18 protein-coding genes are annotated in these 18,706 nt (G+C 73.2%); 10 read left to right on the top strand and 8 right to left on the bottom strand.

What is annotated here, in order from left to right; translation table 11 throughout:
• Window positions 1-138 precede the first annotated feature (138 nt).
• Window positions 139-1,605 (bottom strand): tyrosine-type recombinase/integrase, encoded by a 1,467-nt coding sequence (locus AB0I29_RS07110; protein ID WP_357479730.1) that lies wholly within the window; start codon window positions 1,603-1,605, stop codon window positions 139-141.
• A 107-nt stretch (window positions 1,606-1,712) separates the two neighbouring features.
• Window positions 1,713-2,966: an MFS transporter gene (locus AB0I29_RS07105; protein ID WP_285104792.1), complete on the bottom strand. Its 1,254-nt coding sequence runs from the start codon at window positions 2,964-2,966 to the stop codon at window positions 1,713-1,715.
• Between the two features lie 171 nt (window positions 2,967-3,137).
• Between AB0I29_RS07105 and AB0I29_RS07100 the strand changes: the two genes are divergently transcribed.
• Window positions 3,138-4,040: a winged helix-turn-helix transcriptional regulator gene (locus tag AB0I29_RS07100; RefSeq protein WP_285104790.1), complete on the top strand. Its 903-nt coding sequence runs from the start codon at window positions 3,138-3,140 to the stop codon at window positions 4,038-4,040.
• A 34-nt stretch (window positions 4,041-4,074) separates the two neighbouring features.
• Here AB0I29_RS07100 and AB0I29_RS07095 read toward each other — a convergent pair whose 3' ends face one another.
• Window positions 4,075-4,794 carry a LysE family translocator gene (locus AB0I29_RS07095; protein ID WP_357479725.1) on the bottom strand — a complete coding sequence of 240 codons (720 nt, stop codon included), beginning with the start codon at window positions 4,792-4,794 and terminating at the stop codon, window positions 4,075-4,077.
• A gap of 129 nt (window positions 4,795-4,923) precedes the next feature.
• On the opposite strand from AB0I29_RS07095, the gene galE reads away from it, so the two are divergent.
• A complete protein-coding gene (gene galE / locus AB0I29_RS07090; RefSeq protein ID WP_285104786.1) occupies window positions 4,924-5,946 on the top strand; it encodes a UDP-glucose 4-epimerase GalE in 1,023 nt (340 codons plus the stop codon).
• A 72-nt stretch (window positions 5,947-6,018) separates the two neighbouring features.
• Here galE and AB0I29_RS07085 read toward each other — a convergent pair whose 3' ends face one another.
• Window positions 6,019-7,389, bottom strand: coding sequence for a hypothetical protein (locus AB0I29_RS07085; RefSeq protein WP_285104784.1), 1,371 nt, complete (start codon window positions 7,387-7,389; stop codon window positions 6,019-6,021).
• 205 nt (window positions 7,390-7,594) lie between these two features.
• Here AB0I29_RS07085 and AB0I29_RS07080 point away from each other — a divergent pair, with 205 nt between their 5' ends.
• From AB0I29_RS07080 to AB0I29_RS07065, 4 genes are all read left to right on the top strand, one after another.
• Complete coding sequence (locus tag AB0I29_RS07080; RefSeq protein ID WP_357479721.1) at window positions 7,595-7,933, top strand: hypothetical protein; 339 nt, start codon at window positions 7,595-7,597, stop codon at window positions 7,931-7,933.
• A gap of 123 nt (window positions 7,934-8,056) precedes the next feature.
• Window positions 8,057-9,013 (top strand): ribonuclease Z, encoded by a 957-nt coding sequence (locus AB0I29_RS07075; RefSeq protein WP_357479718.1) that lies wholly within the window; start codon window positions 8,057-8,059, stop codon window positions 9,011-9,013.
• Window positions 9,014-9,167: 154 nt separating this feature from the next.
• Window positions 9,168-10,292: a MerR family transcriptional regulator gene (locus tag AB0I29_RS07070; RefSeq protein ID WP_357479715.1), complete on the top strand. Its 1,125-nt coding sequence runs from the start codon at window positions 9,168-9,170 to the stop codon at window positions 10,290-10,292.
• 96 nt (window positions 10,293-10,388) lie between these two features.
• Complete coding sequence (locus tag AB0I29_RS07065; protein ID WP_357479712.1) at window positions 10,389-11,210, top strand: tyrosine-protein phosphatase; 822 nt, start codon at window positions 10,389-10,391, stop codon at window positions 11,208-11,210.
• Here the strand turns inward: AB0I29_RS07065 and AB0I29_RS07060 are convergent.
• Window positions 11,113-11,715, bottom strand: a complete 603-nt coding sequence (locus tag AB0I29_RS07060) for a GNAT family N-acetyltransferase (protein ID WP_357479709.1) — start codon at window positions 11,713-11,715, stop codon at window positions 11,113-11,115. The genes AB0I29_RS07065 and AB0I29_RS07060 overlap by 98 nt on opposite strands.
• Before the next feature lie 167 nt (window positions 11,716-11,882).
• Between AB0I29_RS07060 and AB0I29_RS07055 the strand changes: the two genes are divergently transcribed.
• Complete coding sequence (locus AB0I29_RS07055; RefSeq protein WP_357479706.1) at window positions 11,883-13,259, top strand: NAD-dependent malic enzyme; 1,377 nt, start codon at window positions 11,883-11,885, stop codon at window positions 13,257-13,259.
• Window positions 13,260-13,302: 43 nt separating this feature from the next.
• Here AB0I29_RS07055 and AB0I29_RS07050 read toward each other — a convergent pair whose 3' ends face one another.
• Window positions 13,303-13,497 carry a hypothetical protein gene (locus AB0I29_RS07050; RefSeq protein ID WP_357479703.1) on the bottom strand — a complete coding sequence of 65 codons (195 nt, stop codon included), beginning with the start codon at window positions 13,495-13,497 and terminating at the stop codon, window positions 13,303-13,305.
• A gap of 112 nt (window positions 13,498-13,609) precedes the next feature.
• On the opposite strand from AB0I29_RS07050, the gene AB0I29_RS07045 reads away from it, so the two are divergent.
• Together AB0I29_RS07045 and AB0I29_RS07040 are read left to right on the top strand one after the other, a co-directional pair.
• Entirely contained in the window at window positions 13,610-14,632 is a 1,023-nt protein-coding gene (locus tag AB0I29_RS07045; protein WP_357479700.1) for an LLM class flavin-dependent oxidoreductase, read from the top strand.
• Between the two features lie 96 nt (window positions 14,633-14,728).
• Window positions 14,729-15,298 (top strand): carboxymuconolactone decarboxylase family protein, encoded by a 570-nt coding sequence (locus tag AB0I29_RS07040; protein ID WP_285104768.1) that lies wholly within the window; start codon window positions 14,729-14,731, stop codon window positions 15,296-15,298.
• Between the two features lies 1 nt (window position 15,299).
• Here AB0I29_RS07040 and AB0I29_RS07035 read toward each other — a convergent pair whose 3' ends face one another.
• Window positions 15,300-16,067, bottom strand: coding sequence for an AAA family ATPase (locus tag AB0I29_RS07035; protein ID WP_357479697.1), 768 nt, complete (start codon window positions 16,065-16,067; stop codon window positions 15,300-15,302).
• Between the two features lie 423 nt (window positions 16,068-16,490).
• On the opposite strand from AB0I29_RS07035, the gene AB0I29_RS07030 reads away from it, so the two are divergent.
• Entirely contained in the window at window positions 16,491-17,753 is a 1,263-nt protein-coding gene (locus AB0I29_RS07030) for a hypothetical protein (protein ID WP_357479694.1), read from the top strand.
• On the opposite strand, the gene AB0I29_RS07025 is transcribed toward AB0I29_RS07030, so the two are convergent.
• Window positions 17,743-18,672, bottom strand: coding sequence for an aminoglycoside phosphotransferase family protein (locus AB0I29_RS07025; RefSeq protein WP_357479691.1), 930 nt, complete (start codon window positions 18,670-18,672; stop codon window positions 17,743-17,745). The genes AB0I29_RS07030 and AB0I29_RS07025 overlap by 11 nt on opposite strands.
• Window positions 18,673-18,706 lie beyond the last annotated feature (34 nt).

Below are 18,706 nucleotides of genomic sequence, written 5' to 3'. Positions count from 1 at the left end.
CGTGGACGCGGTACGGACGCCGTCTTGCGCCCTCGACCCTAGGACGGAGCCCTCTTCCCGTTCTCGACATCAGGATCGCCGATTCCCGAGAAAAAAGTTCGGGACGCCTGGACGCGCAGGTCAGCCGCTTGCGCCGGGTCAGCCCGCTCGGCCCCGCACGGCCCGGATCGGCGTGACCGCCGCAGGCCCCTCGGGCGCACCCTCGTCGGCCGTCGGTACGACGGCGGTCGCCTGGAACGCCGCGCTCATCGTCTCGCCCAGGGCGTCGAGGTCGTCCTCGAAGAGCCCGGCGTAGGTGGACAGCGTCAGGACCGGCGACTCGTGCCCCAGCATCCGCTGCACGGCCTTGACGGTCGCCCCGCCCGAGATCGCCAGGGAGGCCGCGGTGTGGCGCAGGTCGTGCAGCGTGAGCGTGTCGAAGTCCTCGGCGCCCGGCCCCAGGGTGGTGCGCGACAGCGCCGTCAGCAGCCGGGTGCGGCTCACCTTCTCGCCCCGCGTCATCGTCTCGCGCGCCCGGTCCGCGTCGGCCACCAGCGCCCACGTCGCCGGGTCGCAGATGCCGGTGGCCTCCCGGCCGCCGTCCGACTGGAGCCGGCGCACCGCGGCGACCACACCGGCGTCGTACAGGCCGGTGGCGCGCAGGCCGTCGTCGTACAGTCCCAGTGCCTCGCGCAGGGTGCGGACGGCGCGGCCGGCGGCCAGGACGGCGGGCCGGAACGCCGACCGGTCGAAGCTCTCGCGCCGTAGCGCGGTGCCCCGTGCGCCGGTGAACAGCAGTTCGCCGCGTGCCCGCCCCGCCGCCTGCTCGGCCACGGCCGTGACCAGGGAGGACGGCAGGGGCACCTCGCGGCGCGCGTGCGTCTTGGTGTCGCCGAGCAGGAGCGTGCCGTCGTCCAGGCGGGTGTACGCCTTGTTGACGTGCACCCGGCGGCGCAGCGGGTCGACGTCGGCCACCGTCAGCGCGCTGACCTCGCCCCAGCGCAGGCCGGTCAGAGCGGTGAGCAGTACCAGGGTGCGCGTCTGGGCCGACGTGGTCGCGTCCGCGACGCGCCGGAGCTGCTCGTGCGACAGGTAGCGGTGCGGTTTAGTCTTCGGGGCGCGCGGCAGGGCGGGCACCTTGCCCGACGGCGTCCGCGCGGGGTTGGTGCGCAAGCGGCGCGCATCGACGGCGGCGTCGAGCAGGGCCACCAGGAGGCGGGCCGCGTCCCGGCGCCGGGCGGGCGAGGCGGTCTGTCCGGTGGTGGGGGAGACCAAGGTGGCGGCCCAGCGGGCGACGTCCTCGTGGGTGACCTGCCGCAGCGGCCGGTCGCCGAAAGCCGGGGCGACCAGCGAGCGGAAGCGTTCGCGCTCGGCCTCGATGGTGCGGGGCGCGCGGTCGACCCGGGCCTCCTGCCAGGTCTCGAACCACTCGGCGACGGTGACCCGGCCGGCGGACGGGTCGATCCACTCGGCGTGCTTGCCCGCCTCCTCCTGCCGGCGCGCCTCCGCGAGCGCCTCGCGCCGCACGGTGAAGCGGCGGGTGCTGCGCAGGCGGCCGTCGACCCGGTATCGGCCGATGTAGCCGGTGCGGCCCTCGGAGTCGGTGCGCTGCTCGGTGTACGCCACGGGGGCAGCGTAGTCGCGGCGTTCGGCCTGGTCGTGGTCGTGCGGGGCGTGTCGACGACGGCGCCCCGGCACGGGTCACGGACGACCGGTCACGCACGCACGACCGGTCACGGTGTGACGGGCTGCGGGACGCTCTCGTGGTCCTCCAGGTTCCGCAGCCGTCGTACGGGGCTCGCCGCGAGGATCGCGGGCCCGGCGAGCATGACGAAGGCCGACCCGAGCAGCACCGCACGGGTCCCGGCGGCCTCCGCGACCGCGCCGGCGATCAGGCCGCCCAGGGGGATGCAGCCCCAGGACACGAAGCGCACGGTGCCCATGACGCGGGACAGGAGCTCGGGCGGGCTCGCGACCTGCCGGTAGGTGCGCGTGACGACGCTGCCGGGGACCACGCTGGCCGCGAAGAGGAGGTTGCCGGCGGCGAAGCAGATCCAGCCCCAGTGGCCGACGCCCGCGGGGATCAGCAGCGCCCCCGCGAACCCGACGAGCCCGTCGAACAGCACGACGCGCGCCGAGCCGAACCGCCGCACGAGCCAGGGTGTGGCCGCCGCGGCGAGCAGCGCCCCGACGCCCTCGGTCGCCAGCAGCAGCCCGACGACGGCGGCCGGCGCGTCCAGCTCCCGGACCAGGTAGATCGCGAACAGGGCGTGCTGGGCGCCGCAGACCGTGTTGACCACGCACGCCCACCAGGTGCACGGCGCCAGGACGGGGTGGGTCGTCACGAACCGCCAGCCCTCGGCGATCCGACGGCGCAGCGGGGTCGGGTCGTCGTCGCCCGGCTGGCGCCGTTCGGGCAGGGCGCGCAGCAGCACGGCGGAGGCGACGTAGGACACCGCGTCGAGCAGCAGCGCGGGTGCGGCGCCGACGAGCTGGACGACCAGCCCGCCCAGCGAGGGTCCGCCGAGCTCGGTCACGGCGTGCGTCCCGGACATGAGCGAGTTGCGGCTGGTGAGCTGGTCGCGCGGCACCACGGAGGTGATGAACGTGGTGCTGGCGCTGAAGAAGAGCACCTCGGCGAAGTTGAGCGTGAGCGCCACGACGAACAGCTGGGCCAGGGTCAGGTGACCGGTCCACCAGGCGAGGGGCACCGACACGATGGCGGCGGCCCGGACGAGGTCGGTGACGATCTGGGTGGCGCGCAGCGGCCAGCGCTGCACGATCGCGCCGGCGGGCAGCCCGATGACGATCCAGGCCAGGTAGGACGCCGCGGCGAGCAGTCCCGTCTCGAACGGTCCGGCGTCGAGCACGAGCACAGCGGTCAGGGGCAGGGCGATCTTCGTGACCGCCGACCCCATGTTGCTGGTCGTCGTGGCCGCCCAGAAGGTCCAGAAGGAGCGTGCGGCGGTCGGGGCCGTCGTCGTCATGGGTCTGCCTCCACGGTGAGCCGATGGGTTCGAGAGTGAGTTCCATTGTGGAACTCACTGGCGGTACAGTGGCAGAAGGACGGCGGCGGGCGCAACGCGGCCCGGGTGCCGGGGGGATGGGCAACGGCATGGGCATGGGCTTGGGCGAGGACGTACGAGAGGATGGCGCGCATGCGCAAGGAGGACCTGGCCGACGCCGACTGCGGGATCGCGCAGTCGCTCGGCGTCGTGGGTGACTGGCAGAGCCTGCTGATCGTGCGCGAGGCCGCGGCCGGCGTCTCACGCTTCGACGCGCTCGCCCACGAGCTCGGGTTCAGCAGACGAGCCCTGACCGAGCGGCTCGGCCGGCTCGTGGACGACGGCGTCCTGGAGCGGGTCCCGTACTCGGCGCACCCGCCCCGGTTCGACTACCGGCTCACCCGCCGCGGCGAGGGGCTCGTGCCCGTGCTCGTCGCGCTGCAGGAGTGGGGGACGCGCTACGTGATGGGCGACGGCGCCGTCTCGGGCGCCGTCGGCGACGCCGAGGCGCGGCGCGTGCACGCGCTCGTGGGGACGCGGGTGCCGGACGTGACGCTCACGGCCCACGACGGCACCGCCGTCGGCCTCGTGGACCCCCACCGCTGGACCGTGCTGTTCCTCTTCCCGGGCGCCTACGCCCCCGGCACGGACGGGTACCCCACCGGCTGGAGCGACATCCCCGGCACCCGCGGCTGCACGCTCGAGTGCGTCACGTACGCCGGGCGCACCGCGGCGCTCGCCGACGCCGGCGCCCGGGTGCTCGGCGTGTCCACCCAGCGCCCCGACCAGCTCGCGGCCTTCGCCGCGCACGCCGAGCTGCCCTATGCGCTGGCCTCGGACCAGGACGGCCTGGCGGCGTCGGCCCTGCGCCTGCCGGTGTTCCGGGCCGCCGGGACGGACCGGCTCAAGCGGACCACGCTCCTGATCGCGCCCGACGGCACCGTCCGCCGGGTCCAGGCACCGGTGACCGACCCGGCGGGTTCCGTGGACGACATGCTCGACGCCGTGCGCGCCGAGGCCGGCCGCGCGGAGACCGGGCAGCCCGCGCGCGGCTAGGTCCGTGCTGCGCGGCCAGGTCCGTGCGGAACCGTCAGATCGCCCGGGCCTGCCCTGTCAGCGCGTTCCAGCCGATGCGTCCGCCGAGGGCCAGCAGCACGACGCCGGTCACCCGGTCGGTCACCCGCGCGATCGCGCGCCCGGACAGCCACCGCTTCGCCAGGCCCGCGGCGTTGATCAGCAGCGCGAGCCAGGCCAGCCCGAGCACGTCGTGCTCCACAGCCAGGAGCAGGCCCATCAGGAGGTGCGGCACGCCGTCGGGCAGGAACTGGGGGATCGTGGCCAGGTAGAAGACGCCGACCTTGGGGTTCAGCAGGTTCGTCGTGGCGCCGAGCGCGAAGGAGCGCCAGGTCGAACGCCCGACCCCCGGTACAGCGCCGGGCAGGACGCCAGCCACAGCACCGGGCACAGCACCGGGCAGAGCGCCGTCGACGCCGTCGGGCAGCGCGTCGTACCGCCCGGCGCGGAAGCTCGACCACAGCATCCGGCCGCCGAGCCACGCGAGGTAGGCCGCGCCCGCCAGGGTGAGCGCCCGGTAGGCCGTCCCGGAGGCGGCGAGCACCGCCGTCGCGCCGACGGCGGCCGCGACTCCCCAGGCCAGGACGCCCGCGTTGATGCCGAGCGCCGTGGCGTAGGCGTGCCTGCGGCCGCTGACGACGGCGGTCCGCAGCACCAGCGCGCTGTCCAGGCCCGGCATGATCGTCAGGGGGATCGCGACCAGCGCGAACAGGAGCATCGCCTCAAGGACCGTCACGCGCGCGAACGTACCAGTGCCCGCCCCGCCGTTCCCCGCCCCGCCAGCGTCTGTCCCGCCAGCGTCTGTCCCGCTCCTGCCTGTCTCACCGATGACCGGCACGTGCGGACGAGCCGGTAGTTTGGAGGCATGCGCGTTCTCGTCTCCGGTGGAGCCGGCTACATCGGCTCACACACCGTCCTTGCCCTGGTAGCCGCCGGTCACGACGTCATCGTGGTCGACGACTTCTCGAACTCGAAGCCCTCGGTGCAGGGCCGCCTGGAGGCGCTCGCGGGTCGCGCGATCCCCTTCCACGGGTTCGACCTGACCGACGCCGACAAGACCGAGCGGCTGTTCGCGCACGAGCGGATCGACGCCGTGATCCACTTCGCGGGCTTCAAGGCCGTGGGGGAGTCGGTGACGAAGCCGCTGGAGTACTACCGCAACAACCTCGACTCGACGTTCGCCCTGGCCGCGTCGATGGCGAAGTACGGGGTCACCAAGCTGGTGTTCTCGTCGTCGGCCACGGTGTACGGCGAGAAGGCCCCCGTGCCCTACCGGGAGGACTACGAGCACCTGTCCTCCTCGTCGCCGTACGGGCAGACCAAGGTGATGATCGAGCGGGTCCTGTCGGACATCGCGCAGATCTCCGAGGGCTGGAAGGTCGCGCTGCTGCGCTACTTCAACCCGGTCGGGGCGCACCCGAGCGGTGACATCGGCGAGGACCCGCAGGGCATCCCGAACAACCTGATGCCGTTCATCGCGCAGGTCGCGGTGGGCCGGCGCGAGCGGCTGACCGTCTTCGGGGACGACTACCCGACGGCGGACGGCACGGCCGAGCGCGACTACCTGCACGTCACCGACCTCGCCGCCGGGCACGTCGCCGCCCTGGAGCACCTGGACGACATGGTGGAGCCCGCCCGCGCGTTCAACCTCGGGACCGGTACCGGTACGTCGGTGCTGGAGCTGCTGAAGGCGTTCGAGCGCGCGGTCGGCCGCGAGCTGCCCTACGAGATCGGCCCGCGCCGCGCCGGGGACCTGCCCGCCTTCTGGGCCGACCCGACGCGGGCCAACACCGAGCTGGGCTGGCACGCGACCAAGACCATCGACGACATGTGCGCCGACACCTGGCGCTGGCAGTCCCGGAACCCCGAGGGGTTCCCGGGCAGCTGAGCCCTGCCGTCGCTGGTCGGGTCCCTGGCGACGCTGCCAGGGCACCCGACCGGTTGGGCGTGACCGGACCGGTCAGACCAGCGGGTTGCCGATCGGCGGCGTCTCCAGCCGGTCGAAGTCGAGCTGCGGCACGCCCTCGTCCGGGTCCGGACCGAGCGGCGGCCTGGACCCGGCGCGAGAGTCAGCGCGAGATTCCGTCCGCGGAGCCGGCATCAGGATGGGCCGCAGCTCCGGGCCGAGCGCGGACCGCGAGTCCTGGCGGGAGGTGCGCTCGTTCGCCGCCGGCTCCTCGCGCACCGTCTGGCGCATCGTGCGGTCCACCGGCTCGGCGTGCGCCTCCTCGAAGGCCCGCACGATGGACCAGGGCAGGCGGATGTAGCCCTCGACGTCGAACCCGTTGGCGATGGCCCAGGCGCGCATCTGCGCGGGGGTCGCCCGGCCGCGGCCGTCGGTGGGCTTCTTCGACCCCGACTCGTCCACCAGCTTGGGGAAGTCCACCGGCGTCGCCTCGACGATCGGCTCGATCACCGAGTCCCGGGCGCAGCCGATCGTGTCGGCGACCCGCCACAGCTCCTGACGGGCCTCCAGGTGGTAGCGGTCGGCCTCGATCGCCTGGCGCACCAGCGCGTCGAAGAACGCCTTGCGGGCGGCGGCCGCCGCCTCGGGCGTCAGCCGGTACAGCGGCTCGGCCTCGGCCAGCCCCGCGGCGGTCTCGATCGTCAGCCGGCCGTCCTGGAGCGTCTCGGCCAGGAGCGACAGGTAGCCGTTGGTGCGCACGTCCGCGACGGCGGCGATCGCGTCGGCCAGCGGCTGGCCGCCGAGCGTCGTCAGCACGCCCGGACCGCGACGGCCGGGCCACGGCCGCGGGGCGTCGGCGGCCCGCGTGGGCCCCTCCGGCCACGGGTAGACCCAGGCGCGCAGCGTGACCTGCAGCAGCTCGGGCAGGTCCGGCAGGCCGGTCGCGCTCTGCACGAACCGGGCCAGGAGCCCGGCCACGGCCCGCGCCTCGCTGAGCGGGCTGGAGTTCGGCAGACCGCCCTCGTACGGGACCCCTGCGGCGGTGCAGCAGTCCGACAGCCGGCGGTGCACCAGGCCGGGCAGGTAGTGGTAGCTCGCGTCGATGATCGTGAGCTGGGCGAGCGTGGGCAGCTCCCAGCCCAGGTGGGACAGCTCGTTGCGCAGCACCTCGATGCCGAGCCGGCCGTTGTGGGTGACGATCGCCATCTGCGACAGGCGCTCGCGCAGGGTGGCGGCGACGTCGGCCAGCGCGATCCACGCGCCGTCGGGGTGCAGCACCGCGGACCACTCGTCGACCACCCCGCCGCGCTCGTCGACGCGCACGACGGCTATCTCTCGCAGGCGTGCCCCAGCAAGCTGGATCCCGGTGATCCGGGTCGACACCGCTGCGTACGCGGGCTTGCCCACGCGTTCGTCCCTCGCCATGCGCGTCCTTTCTCGACAGCCGTGCCGCCGTTGGCGCTACGACGCGCCACAGGGTGCCATCTGCGCGAGAGTCCTGAAAGTGGAGATCGTACGAATATGTCGGATTCTGTGAAAATCACTACCAAAGATAGCGGACCGCCCCCCGATTATTAACACTTGCGGTGGGTGTTTGGCCACCGTCCGGGGCAGGGCAAAAGGGGAGGTCATGATGCTGGCGAAGCTTTCGGTCATGGACTGGCGCGCCATCGCGGCGCTCGCGTTCGCTCTTCCGTACGTCGCGCTGACACTGGTCGGTGATCGGTTCGGGTGGCTGCAGGTCTCGACTTCCGACGCTCTGACCAGCCCAGTCACCATTGTGGCACTGGGCTGTCTGCTTGCCGGAGCAGGCCTCGCGCTGACCCCGGTGCTGCAGGGCGGGGCGTACCCGGTGCTGAACATCCTGGTGGGTGGCGCGATGCTGGCGGGCTTCGGCTGGGCCGTGCTGGTGCTGGCCCAGGCGCGGTACGGATGCGACCCGCTGAACGTCTTGCCCGGCTGCGGGTGATCTTTAGAAAGTTAAGACCCTCGCCGCTATCGGGTGATATCGGGCAGGTGTCAGATGGCTTGCCGGACGCTCCGCGGGGAGATTTCCCGTGCCGACGACCGCTCGCCGGGACACAATGCGAGCGTGTTCCAGCGTCCAGCCCACCATCGTGTCTCGAGCCGCGAGCTCGTCGCGCTCGGCACCGCGAGCCAGGTGCCCACCAGGACCCGCAACCACAACGGCTACGTGCTGTTCTGGGACGACGAGGTCATCCTGTTCGACCCGGGCGAGGGGTCCCAGCGCCAGATGCTGCACGCGGGGATCTCCGCGACGGCGCTGACCCGGATCGCGCTCACGCACCTGCACGGCGATCACAGCCTGGGCCTGGCCGGCGTGGTGCAGCGCATCAGCCTGGACGCGGTGCCACAGACGGTGCCGGTGACCTTCCCGGCGTCGGGCCGCCGCTGGGTCGAGCACCTGTGCGACGCCACCGCCTTCTACCACCAGGAGCGGCTCGCGCTGCAGGGGCTGAGCCGGGACGGCGTCGTGCCCCGCGTGCCGGGGGAGCTGCACGGCCCCGCGGTGCTGCGGGCGGCCCGGCTGGACCACTCGCTGGAGGCGTACGGGTACCGGCTCGACGAGCCGGACGGCCGCCGCATGGTCCCGGAGCGGCTGGCCGCCGCGGGCATTCATGGGCCCGACGTCGGCCGCCTCGCCCAGGAGGGCACGATCGGCACGCCCCACGGCACGGTCCGGCTGGAGGACGTCAGCGAGCCGCGGCCCGGCCAGTCGTTCGCGTTCGTCATGGACACCCGGATGTGCGACGCCGTGCCGAGCCTGGCCGACGGCGTGGACCTGCTCGTCATCGAGTCGACCTACCTGGACCGCGACCGGCACCTCGCGCGCGACCACGGGCACCTGACCGCGCTGGAGGCGGCGACGGTGGCCGCGCGGTGCGGGGTCCGGAGCCTGGTGCTGACCCACTTCTCGCAGCGGTACACCGACCCGACCGAGTTCGAGAGGGAGGCGCGCACGGTGTTCGACGGCGAGCTCACGGTCGCGTCCGACCTGGACCGGGTGGCGGTACCGCGGCGGCGGTGAAGCGCCGGCAGTGTGTCAGGTAGCGGCACTTCACACGCCTTGACGCAACCTGTTGCTTCTACGCAACGGCATCTCGATCCCCTTGACCTTCACCCTGGGGGAACCGCCAGTCTCCTGAGCACCGGCGACCCGCGCCGGGGACGAGGATGACGACGTGGAGCACCTGAGCATCGGCGAGTTCGCCCGGACGTCCGGCCTGACGCCCAAGGCGTTGCGCCTGTACGACGAGCTCGACCTGCTGCGGCCGGATCGGGTGGACCCGCTGACCGGGTACCGCTGGTACGCGCCGGCCCAGCTCGACCGGGCCCGCCTGGTCGCGCGGCTGCGGCTGATCGGCATGCCCCTGGCCCGCATCCGTGCGGTCGCCTCCGCGCCGGCAGGTGTGGCGGCCGACCAGGTGCGGGCGTACTGGCGTCAGGTCGAGGCCGACACGGCCTCACGCCGCGACATCGTCGCCTCCGTCGTCGAACACCTGCGCACGAAGGAGACGATCATGCAGATCTCAGGCCCCACGCTTACCGCCCGTAGCGCCTGGCGACTCGGCCAGGGCGCCCGCGCGGCCCAGCAGGACGCGCTCTACGCGGGCGGCTCCCTGTTCGTCGTCGCCGACGGGTTCGGGCCGCACGGCAGCCCCGTCCCGGCCGGTCTGGCCGTCGACGCCTTCGCCGCGATGGATGCCCCTGTGGGCACCACCACGGGCACCACGGTGGACGCCCCCTGGACGACGGCGGACGGCGACCCCGCGGCCGCGCTCCTGGCGGCAACGGCCGAGGCGAGCCGGGCGATCACCGCCGAGGCGGCCACCCTGCCCGACCCGCACCACTTCGGCACCACCGTGACCGCCGCGCTGCTGGTCGGCTCGACGCTGTTCAGCGCGCACGTCGGCGACTCGCGCCTGTGGCTCGTGCGGGACGGCCGGGCGGAGCGGCTCACCCGGGATCACACGGTGGTCGCGGCGCTGATCGAGGAGGGCCGGCTGACCGAGGACGAGGCGCGCTCCCACGAGGACCGCAACCTCCTGAACCAGGCGCTCGTCCCGGTCGGGACCGGCGGGCACTCCGACGCAGGACCCGACCTGGCCACGACCGAGGTACGGGCGGGTGACCGGTTCGTCCTGACCGGCGACGGCGTCCACGCGGTCCTGGCGGCGGACCACCTCGCGGCCCTCCTGACGCGTGAGGGCGACCCCGACGCCGTCGGGCAGGAGATCGCCGACGCCGTGGAGGCGGCGGGCGCCCCCGACAACTACGCGCTGGTCGTCGTCGACCTCGACGCCTGAGTTGGACGCGCGACCTGGACACCTGACCAGGACGCGCTGTCCACGGGCAGTTCTACCCGTTGACCTGCCCGTGGACCCCCAACCACGATGCCGCACATGAGCAACCCGGTGAACCTCCAGGTCTGGGACGGCGCCGTCAACCTCCGCGATCTCGGTGGCCTCCCGCTGGAGGACGGCGGGACCACCGTCGCAGGGCGCGTCTGGCGCTCGGGCGCTCCCGAACCCATGACGCAGACCGGCTGGGCGGAGGCCGTCGACGCCGGGCTCACGACCGTCGTCGACCTGCGCAACCCCGCCGAGGTCAAGCAGGCGCACGACCTCATGCCCGACGCCGTGCGGCCCCGGGAGCTCGTCACGCACAACACCCCGACCGAGGACCCCGGCGACCCGCACTTCCTGGAGACCTGCGGCCCCTGGCTCGACCACCCGCGCTCCTACGCGCCGAACACCGCGATGTACCCGCACCTGTTCGGCGGCGTGTTCCGGGTGATCGCCGACGCCCCCGGGCCCGTGCTGGTGCACTGCGCGGCCGGCCGCGACCGCACCGGGATGATCACCGCCCTGCTGCTGTCGCTGACGGGCGTGGAGCACGAGGCGATCGCGCAGGACTACGAGCGCGCCTTCCGCGGCACCACGCACCGCGGCGGCGGCGTGGCCTACGACGTCGAACGCGGCGCCTGGGTGCAGCACCGCGGCGAGACGTGGACCGCCCGGCAGCTCGACGAACGCGTCGGCGAGCGCCGTGCGGCACTGCTGGACTGGCTGGCGGAGCTGGACCCGGTGGCCTACCTGCGGTACGCCGGGCTGGACGAGGACCGCATCACGAGCCTGCGGGGGCTCCTGCGGAAGCAGAGCCGGCAGTCGAGCCTGCCACCGGCAGCCCGGCAGACGGCGCCGCCGGCAGCTCCAGGGTCATGAACACGCTGTGCGGGTCCAGGGTGTAGCTCCCGAACGGCCCGCACTCGACGAACCCGTGCCGGGCGTAGAGGCGGCGGGCGGCCGCGAAGTAGTCCTGCGACCCGGTCTCCAGGCTCACGCGCGCGTACCCGCGTCGCGTGGCCTCGGCCAGGACGGCGTCGAGCAGCGCCGAGGCAATGCCCCGGCCGCGGGCGTGGCCGGCGGTGCGCATGGACTTGATCTCGCCCTCCGGCTTCGCGTCGTCCCCGCCGATCTCGTCGTCCCCGCCGATCTCGCCGTGCCCGCCGATCTGGCTCGTCCCGCCGATCTCGCTGAGCGCACCGCACCCCAGCAGCGCACCGTCGTCGTCCCGGGCGGTCCAGAAGGTGATCGTCGGGGCGAGCAGCGCCGTGTGGTCCAGCGCGTGCACGCTCTCGGCCGGGGAGGTGGCGAACATGTCGGTGAGGTGCTCGTCGAGCAGGCGCAGCACGTCGTCGCGGGCGGGGGAGTCGGGGGAGACGTTCACGCCCCTATCCTGCACGCCCCATTCCTGCGCGAAGCTCGCCGGTGCACCGTCCGCATGGCGGGCTCGTGTGGCGCACGTCACGTCGCGGGGGTAGGAATCTCCAGGTGCGCGCACGCCCGCGCGCCGCGTGCCGGCCGATGAGGGCCGGAGGACCGAGGAGAACAACGATGTCGCTGCCCAGCCCGAGCTACACGATCACCCTGCGCGTGGAGGTGGCCGCGTCGCAGCGCGCCACGAGCACGGTGGTAGCGGCGGTAGCCGACGCCGGGGCGGCGGTCATGGGCGTGGACATCGCGCACTCGACGTCGCACGGCCTGGTCGTGGACGTCACGTGCGACACGATCGACGCGGAGCACGGGGAGCGGGTCGTGGCAGCGGTCAACGCCGTGGAGGGCGCGGAGGTGCTCAAGTCGAGCGACTCGACGTTCCTGATGCACCTGGGCGGCAAGATCGAGGTCACGAACAAGGTGCCGCTCAAGACGCGCCGCGACCTGTCGCGCGCGTACACGCCCGGGGTGGCGCGGGTGTGCCTGGCGATCGCGGACAAGCCCGAGGACGCCCGCCGCCTGACGATCAAGCGCAACACCGTCGCCGTGGTCACGGACGGCACGGCGGTGCTGGGCCTGGGCGACATCGGCCCGGCCGCCGCGCTGCCCGTCATGGAGGGCAAGGCGGCGCTGTTCAAGGAGTTCGGCGGGGTGGACGCCTGGCCGGTGTGCCTGGACACGACCGACACGGACGAGATCGTGCGCATCGTCAAGGCGATCGCGCCCGTCTACGGGGGCGTCAACCTGGAGGACATCGCCGCGCCGCGGTGCTTCGAGATCGAGGCGCGGCTGCGCGAGGAGCTGGACATCCCGGTGTTCCACGACGACCAGCACGGCACGGCGATCGTGGTGCTGGCGGCGCTGGTCAACGCCCTGAAGGTGGTCGGCAAGGACCTGGGGGACGTGCGGATCGTCGTGTCCGGCGTCGGGGCCGCGGGCAACGCGATCATCCGGCTGCTCAAGGCGCAGTGCGCACGGCACATCGTGGCGTTCGGCCGGGACGGCGCGCTGCACCCGGGCGTGGTCACCGACGACCCGCACCGGCGCTGGCTGGTCGACAACACCAACGTCGACGGGTTCTCGGGCACGCTGCAGGAGGGCCTCAAGGGCGCCGACGTGTTCATCGGGGTCTCGGCGGGCGGGATCCTGTCCGGTGCGGACGTGGCGCAGATGGCCCAGGACGCGATCGTCTTCGCGCTGGCCAACCCGACCCCGGAGGTGGACCCGCTGGAGGCGGCCGAGTCCGCGGCGGTGGTGGCGACCGGACGCAGCGACTACCCGAACCAGATCAACAACGTGCTGGCGTTCCCGGGCCTGTTCCGGGGGCTGCTCGACACGGGGGCCACGGACATCACCACGGAGCTGCTGCGGGTGGCCGCGGTGGCGATCGCCGAAGTGGTCGCGCCGGACGAGCTGAACAGCGCGTACATCATCCCGGGGGTGTTCGACCACCGGGTCGCGGACGCCGTGGCGGACGCGGTGCGCAAGCAGGTGTGAGCTCCTGCCGGGCCACGCCTGTCGGTGTGGCCCGGCAGGCGTGTCAGCCGATGCTGCCGATCGCCGAGTTCACGATGCCGCTGACGACGGCAGCGGTGCCCAGGACGAGGACGAGCAGCGCGCCGGTGGAGGCCACCAGGGGGATCCACCAGCGCACGGTCTCCGGCTGGGTGCGACCGTAGAAGTGGTCGGGCTGCGCGGAGGTGGTGCGGTCGAGGAAGGCGTCGTTGTTGCTCACACTGATAGAGACGTCCGACGGGCTCGAAACGATGCCCGCGTGCCGATAACGGTTCGGGAACGGTCGTACCGTCCCGGGACGGGACGAGCACCCCGGGAGAGTTGAGGTCAGCGTGAAGAACATCGGGTTCCTGTCCTTCGGTCACTGGACACCGCACCCGACGTCGGGCACCCGCTCGGCGTCGGACGCGTTGCTGCAGTCGATCGACCTGGCCGTGGCCGCCGAGGAGCTGGGTGCCGACGGCGCCTACTTCCGGGTGCACCACTTCGCGCGGCAGCTCGCCTCGCCGTTCCCGCTGCTGGCAGCGATCGGGGCGCGCACCAGCCGCATCGAGATCGGCACGGGCGTGATCGACATGCGCTACGAGAACCCGCTGTACATGGCGGAGGACGCCGGTTCGGCGGACCTGATCTCCGGCGGGCGGCTGCAGCTCGGCATCAGCCGTGGATCACCCGAGCAGGTCATCGAGGGCTACCGGCACTTCGGGTACGAGCCGACGCCGAAGGACGCCGGCGGCGCGGACCTGGCCCGGGAGCACACCGCCCGGTTCCTGGAGCTGCTCGACGGCGAGGGCTTCGCCGAACCGAACCCGCGCCCCATGTTCCCCAACCCGCCGGGGCTGCTGCGCGTCGAGCCGCACTCCGACGGGCTGCGCCGGCGCATCTGGTGGGGCGCCGGCTCCCGCGCGACGGCCGAGTGGACGGCCGCCCAGGGCATGAACCTCATGTCGTCCACGCTGCTCACCGAGGACACCGGCGTGCCGTTCCACCGGCTGCAGGCCGAGCAGATCCAGCGGTTCCGCGACGCCTGGGCCGAGGCCGGGCACGAGCACGAGCCGCGCGTGTCCGTCAGCCGCAGCATCTTCCCGATCACCGACCAGCGCGACCGGCAGTACTTCGGCATGGAGGTCTACAGCGAGGACCAGGTGGGCCACCTCGACACCGGCCCCGCCCGGTTCGGCAAGACGTATGCGGGCGAGCCCGACGCACTGGTCGAGGACCTGCGCGAGGACGAGGCGGTCGCGGCCGCCGACACGCTCCTGCTGACCGTGCCCAACCAGCTCGGCGTCGACTACAACGCGCACGTCATCGAGAACATCATCAAGCACGTGGCGCCGGCGCTCGGTTGGCGGTGACCCGGCTGCGGCTCTGACGGGGACGCCGGTGGGCGGGCGACGATCTCACCCGCCCACCGGCTGTCGGGCCGACGACGGCGGTGGGACGCTGCAAAGATGACCATCATCAGGACTCCCGAGCCCGCCGAGGCCACCGGCGCCTGCGCCGAGGGGTACGCCGGGGATCTCCGCGAGCTCGGCTACGTGCCGAGCCACACCCGGGTCATGGCCGTCAACCCGCAGGCGCAGCGCGCGTTCGAGGACCTGACCGGCGCGATCGTGCCCAGCATCGGCCTGCGCCTGTACGAGCTGGTCACCCTCGCCGCCGCAGGCGCCCTGCGGTCGCAGGCGTGCCGCCTGGCCCACGGGCGCAAGTCCCGCACCGTGTTCGACGACGCCCAGCTCGAACGCATCGCCCTCGACTACCACGCCGCCGGACTCAGCGAGCTCGAGGTCACCGCCATGGAGCTCGCCGAGCGCATCAGCCGCGACTCAACCGCGCTGACCGAGCAGGACACCCGGCGGCTGCGCGACCTCGGGCTCACCGACCGGCAGATCGTCGACGTCGTGCTGGCCGCCGCCGCCCGGAACTACTTCAGCCGCGCCCTGCACGCCCTCGCCGTGCCACCCGACGTCCCGCCCGACCTGCCCGAAAGCCTCCGGGAGGCGCTCCTGACCGGCACGTGAGCTAGGCCGCGCAGGGGTTGGCGGCCCGGGCGCCGCCAGGCGCCGGCTCCGGGCGGCGCGCAGCCACCACGACCGAACGCCGCCGGACCAGGTCACGTACCTGCCCGAACGCGTCGCACCGCTCCATCAGGTGCACCGCCGACCACGGGCCCCGCGGACCGCCGGCCGCCGCCGCGAGCAGCGAACGCTGCGCCGTCCACCGCTCCCAGTGCCGCACGAACTCGTCCGGCTGCACCACGCGGCCCCGGTCCAGCTGCCCGTCCAGGGCCTCCGCCAGCGACACGTCCACGGCCACCAGCACCGGGTCCCACCCGCACCGCCGCGCCAGCAGGCCCAGCAGCTCCCGACGGCGCTCGCGGGTGGCGGTGTCGTGCACCAGCAGGGGCCGGCCCGAACGCGGCCCGGCCAGGAGGCTCAGCACGGTCGCGACGGCGTGCAGGGTGTGCGCCACCCAGCGGTAGGCGACGTACGGCACCCAGGACGGGAGGCGGGCGGCGATCCGACGCCGGTAGCGGTCGGGGTCGAGCACCACCGCGCGAGGGACGTCCGCGGCGACGTTGGCGAGCAGGGTGCTCTTGCCGGCGCCCGGGACGCCGCCCACGACGATCATCAGCGGGCCGGCGGGGCTGGCGGCGGGCCGGTCGACAGCGCTCCCTGCGGAGTGGTCGGCAGCACGGTCAGGAACGGGTTCCGGGGCGCGGCCGCGAGCGCCGTCGGAGGTGTCAGGGGAGTCGGGGACAGGACGCAGGAGTGGGGCGGGTGTTGTCACGTGGTCCTCCATACGTAGGGGGCCGGGTGAGCAGCATCGCGCGAGCCGATCCAGGATCACCGGGAGCGCCCTGAGAGGGTGCTGGGCCGGGTTCACGGACCGGGATGTCGAGCCAGGGAGATTCGTGTGCGCCGACGCACGTCAAGGGTTGGGGAGAACCCTGGGCCACAGACATCGGACAGTTGCTCATTGCTGCTTCCATAACGTGCGACGAGGCCCGATTTGTTCCCGGTCGGGCGCTCCGACCTGCGGCGTTCCTACGGAGCTGGTGTGGTGTTCCTGCGTTGACCCGCTGCGTCCATCCGGCGGAGTTCACCCGGTCCCACGGGCCCGTCCGGGAGCGGCCCGGGCTAACCTCGGCTGGGAAGACCGCCAAGAAAGACCGCCGACAGGACGACGAGGCCCCGAGGAAGGCGAGCCCGGATGCGACGACGAATCGTGGGCGCCCTGGCAGCAGCGCTGGTGCTGGCGGCGACACCCCTGCCCGCGCACGCCGCGCCCGGCGACCCCGCGCCCGGCTGGCCCACGCAGCGCAGCGGCGGCACCTGGTCGGCGGCGGTATCCCAGTCGGGCCGGGTGCACACCGTCGCGCACCCCGTGCCGGGCGAGGGTTACGAGGTCCTCAGCCTGGGCTCGACGTACAACGGGACCTGGCCCGTCCCGACCGAGATCCCCGGGTACGGCGGCAGCGTCCGTGCCGGGTCCGGCGCGTACGGGATCGCCGTCTCCTCCGGGCCCGACTCGTCCCTGGTGTCCCGCGAGTTCGTCGGCGGACGGTGGACCGCGCCCGAGACGATCGGTGAGCTCGACCACGCCACCAGCTTCGTCACCACCACCGACGGCGACGCGGTCGTCGTCTGGCGGGCGCCCGACGGCCTCATGGCGGGCCTGCACCCGCGGGGCGGGACCTGGACGACGCTCCCGGTCACCGGTGTGCCCGAGAACGGGTACTTCGCCGCGACCATCAACGACGCCGGCAAGGTGACCGTCGTCTGGGCCGAGGCCACCGGCACCACCACCCAGGCCGTCCGGCGCACCGTGCTCCGCCCCGGCGCCACCACCTGGACCGCACCACAGACCCTCGGCACCGTCTCGCCCACCGGCGGGGCACCTCGCATCGTGAGCGACGGCCAGGGCCGCGAGACGATCACCGCGGGCGACAAGCTCTGGCGGCAGCAGACCACGAGCTCCACGCCCTCCTACGCCTTCGCCGTGGGCCGGGACGCCGAGCTCGCCGCGGGCACCACCGACACCCGCGTCGTCTGGCCCTACCGGAACGGCCGCTACCTGTCCGTCCGCACCCGCCACTTCACGCAGACCTCCACCACGCAGGGCTGGGGCCCCACCACCACCGTGTGGGCCAAGACCTTCCCCACCACCGTGCCCGTGCGCTGCCGGGAGCACATCAACCTCGGCCTCGGCATGGCACCCGCAGGCCGCTCCTACGTCGCCCTCGGTGTCGTCGCCGACTCCAGCAGCACCGCGTGCAGCGGCAACAAGGCCCGCCTGGTGACCCTCGACCGCACCAGCACACCCCTGAACGACGTCGCCATCGGGGACTACTTCAACGGCACCAGGTTCGGCGTCGCGGTCAACGCCCGCGGCCCCGTCGCCGTCAGCCACCAGGCCGACGGCGCGGACAACGGCTGGGGCGACACCAACTACCTGCAGTTCTTCAGCCGCTGAGCCGCTCGGCGAGCTCCCGGGCCCGCCGACGGATACGAGCTGTACCGGCTGGACCGTTGTAGGCCGCGTACGACGGCCACTGGAGGACCAGGATCGCCAGCTCCTCCAACGCCAGGCACCTACGGAACTCGTCGACGTCCTGCGCGCCACCTCGTCGGGCGGTCCGCGCCAGGTACTCCTCGACGAGGGCGGCCGGGACACGAGCACCCGACGGGGTAGCCCGGACACTGAGCAACGCGAGGTCCGACGTCGCCCGCCCGATACCGGCCGCCTGCCAGTCGCAGAACACCGGAGTGCCGTGCCCGCCAGCCTGTTCGTGCACGACGTTCCCGGTATGACAGTCACCGTGGACGAACACCGAAGGCACAGTCCGGAGGCGGTCAACCACCGCGGTCCTGCCTTCGAGCAGGTCATCGAGCTGCGGAAGATGACCGGACCAGAACTCGACGACAGGGCCGAGGTCCGAGACCGCGAGCGCCGACAACAGGTCGTCAGCGCGTCCCCAGTCGCCCGCGGGAAGTGGCATCCCGTGCAGCCGGGCCAGCTCCCGGCCGAGCAATCGCCACCGGTCCCGGGACCAGGCAGTGACGGCCAGCTGTTCGCCGGCGTCCTCGAGAAGGAGCGCGACGCCCTCGTCGACGATCAGCACGTCCAGCAGCGCAGGCGTGGACACGGGGGCAGCCGGTGCCACGCCGCGGTAGAACCTCAGCTCCCGCTCCGCCTCGGCGCGGGAGCGACCGACGTCGGCGGCGGTGACCTTCAGATACGCCCGGCCACCACCCGCCAGCACCACACGATGAACGCCCGCACCCGAACGAGCGTCGGCGGGCGATGCGCCATCTGACAGGCGCAGGCCGAACCTCTCGAGGGCCGAGGCCAACACATCCTGCTGCGACCGATCTCGCGACGGGGGAGGCATCCGGTCAACGTACATTGACCCACTGACAAGCCGG

The sequence above is a fragment of the Promicromonospora sp. NPDC050262 genome, assembly GCF_040655935.1.
Taxonomy (GTDB): Bacteria; Actinomycetota; Actinomycetes; order Actinomycetales; family Cellulomonadaceae; genus Promicromonospora.
The sequence above is the reverse complement of the archived record's forward strand: the minus strand, read 5'-3'. Positions and strand labels throughout refer to the sequence as shown.

Coding starts and splice junctions, on each gene's coding strand:
- AB0I29_RS07055 (WP_357479706.1), top strand. CDS start 11,883: ATGTCGCTGCCCAGCCCGAGCTACACGATCACCCTGCGCGTGGAGGTG.
- AB0I29_RS07030 (WP_357479694.1), top strand. CDS start 16,491: ATGCGACGACGAATCGTGGGCGCCCTGGCAGCAGCGCTGGTGCTGGCG.
- AB0I29_RS07080 (WP_357479721.1), top strand. CDS start 7,595: ATGATGCTGGCGAAGCTTTCGGTCATGGACTGGCGCGCCATCGCGGCG.
- AB0I29_RS07085 (WP_285104784.1), bottom strand. CDS start 7,389: ATGGCGAGGGACGAACGCGTGGGCAAGCCCGCGTACGCAGCGGTGTCG.
- galE (WP_285104786.1), top strand. CDS start 4,924: ATGCGCGTTCTCGTCTCCGGTGGAGCCGGCTACATCGGCTCACACACC.
- AB0I29_RS07065 (WP_357479712.1), top strand. CDS start 10,389: ATGAGCAACCCGGTGAACCTCCAGGTCTGGGACGGCGCCGTCAACCTC.
- AB0I29_RS07100 (WP_285104790.1), top strand. CDS start 3,138: ATGCGCAAGGAGGACCTGGCCGACGCCGACTGCGGGATCGCGCAGTCG.
- AB0I29_RS07105 (WP_285104792.1), bottom strand. CDS start 2,966: ATGACGACGACGGCCCCGACCGCCGCACGCTCCTTCTGGACCTTCTGG.
- AB0I29_RS07040 (WP_285104768.1), top strand. CDS start 14,729: ATGACCATCATCAGGACTCCCGAGCCCGCCGAGGCCACCGGCGCCTGC.
- AB0I29_RS07025 (WP_357479691.1), bottom strand. CDS start 18,672: ATGCCTCCCCCGTCGCGAGATCGGTCGCAGCAGGATGTGTTGGCCTCG.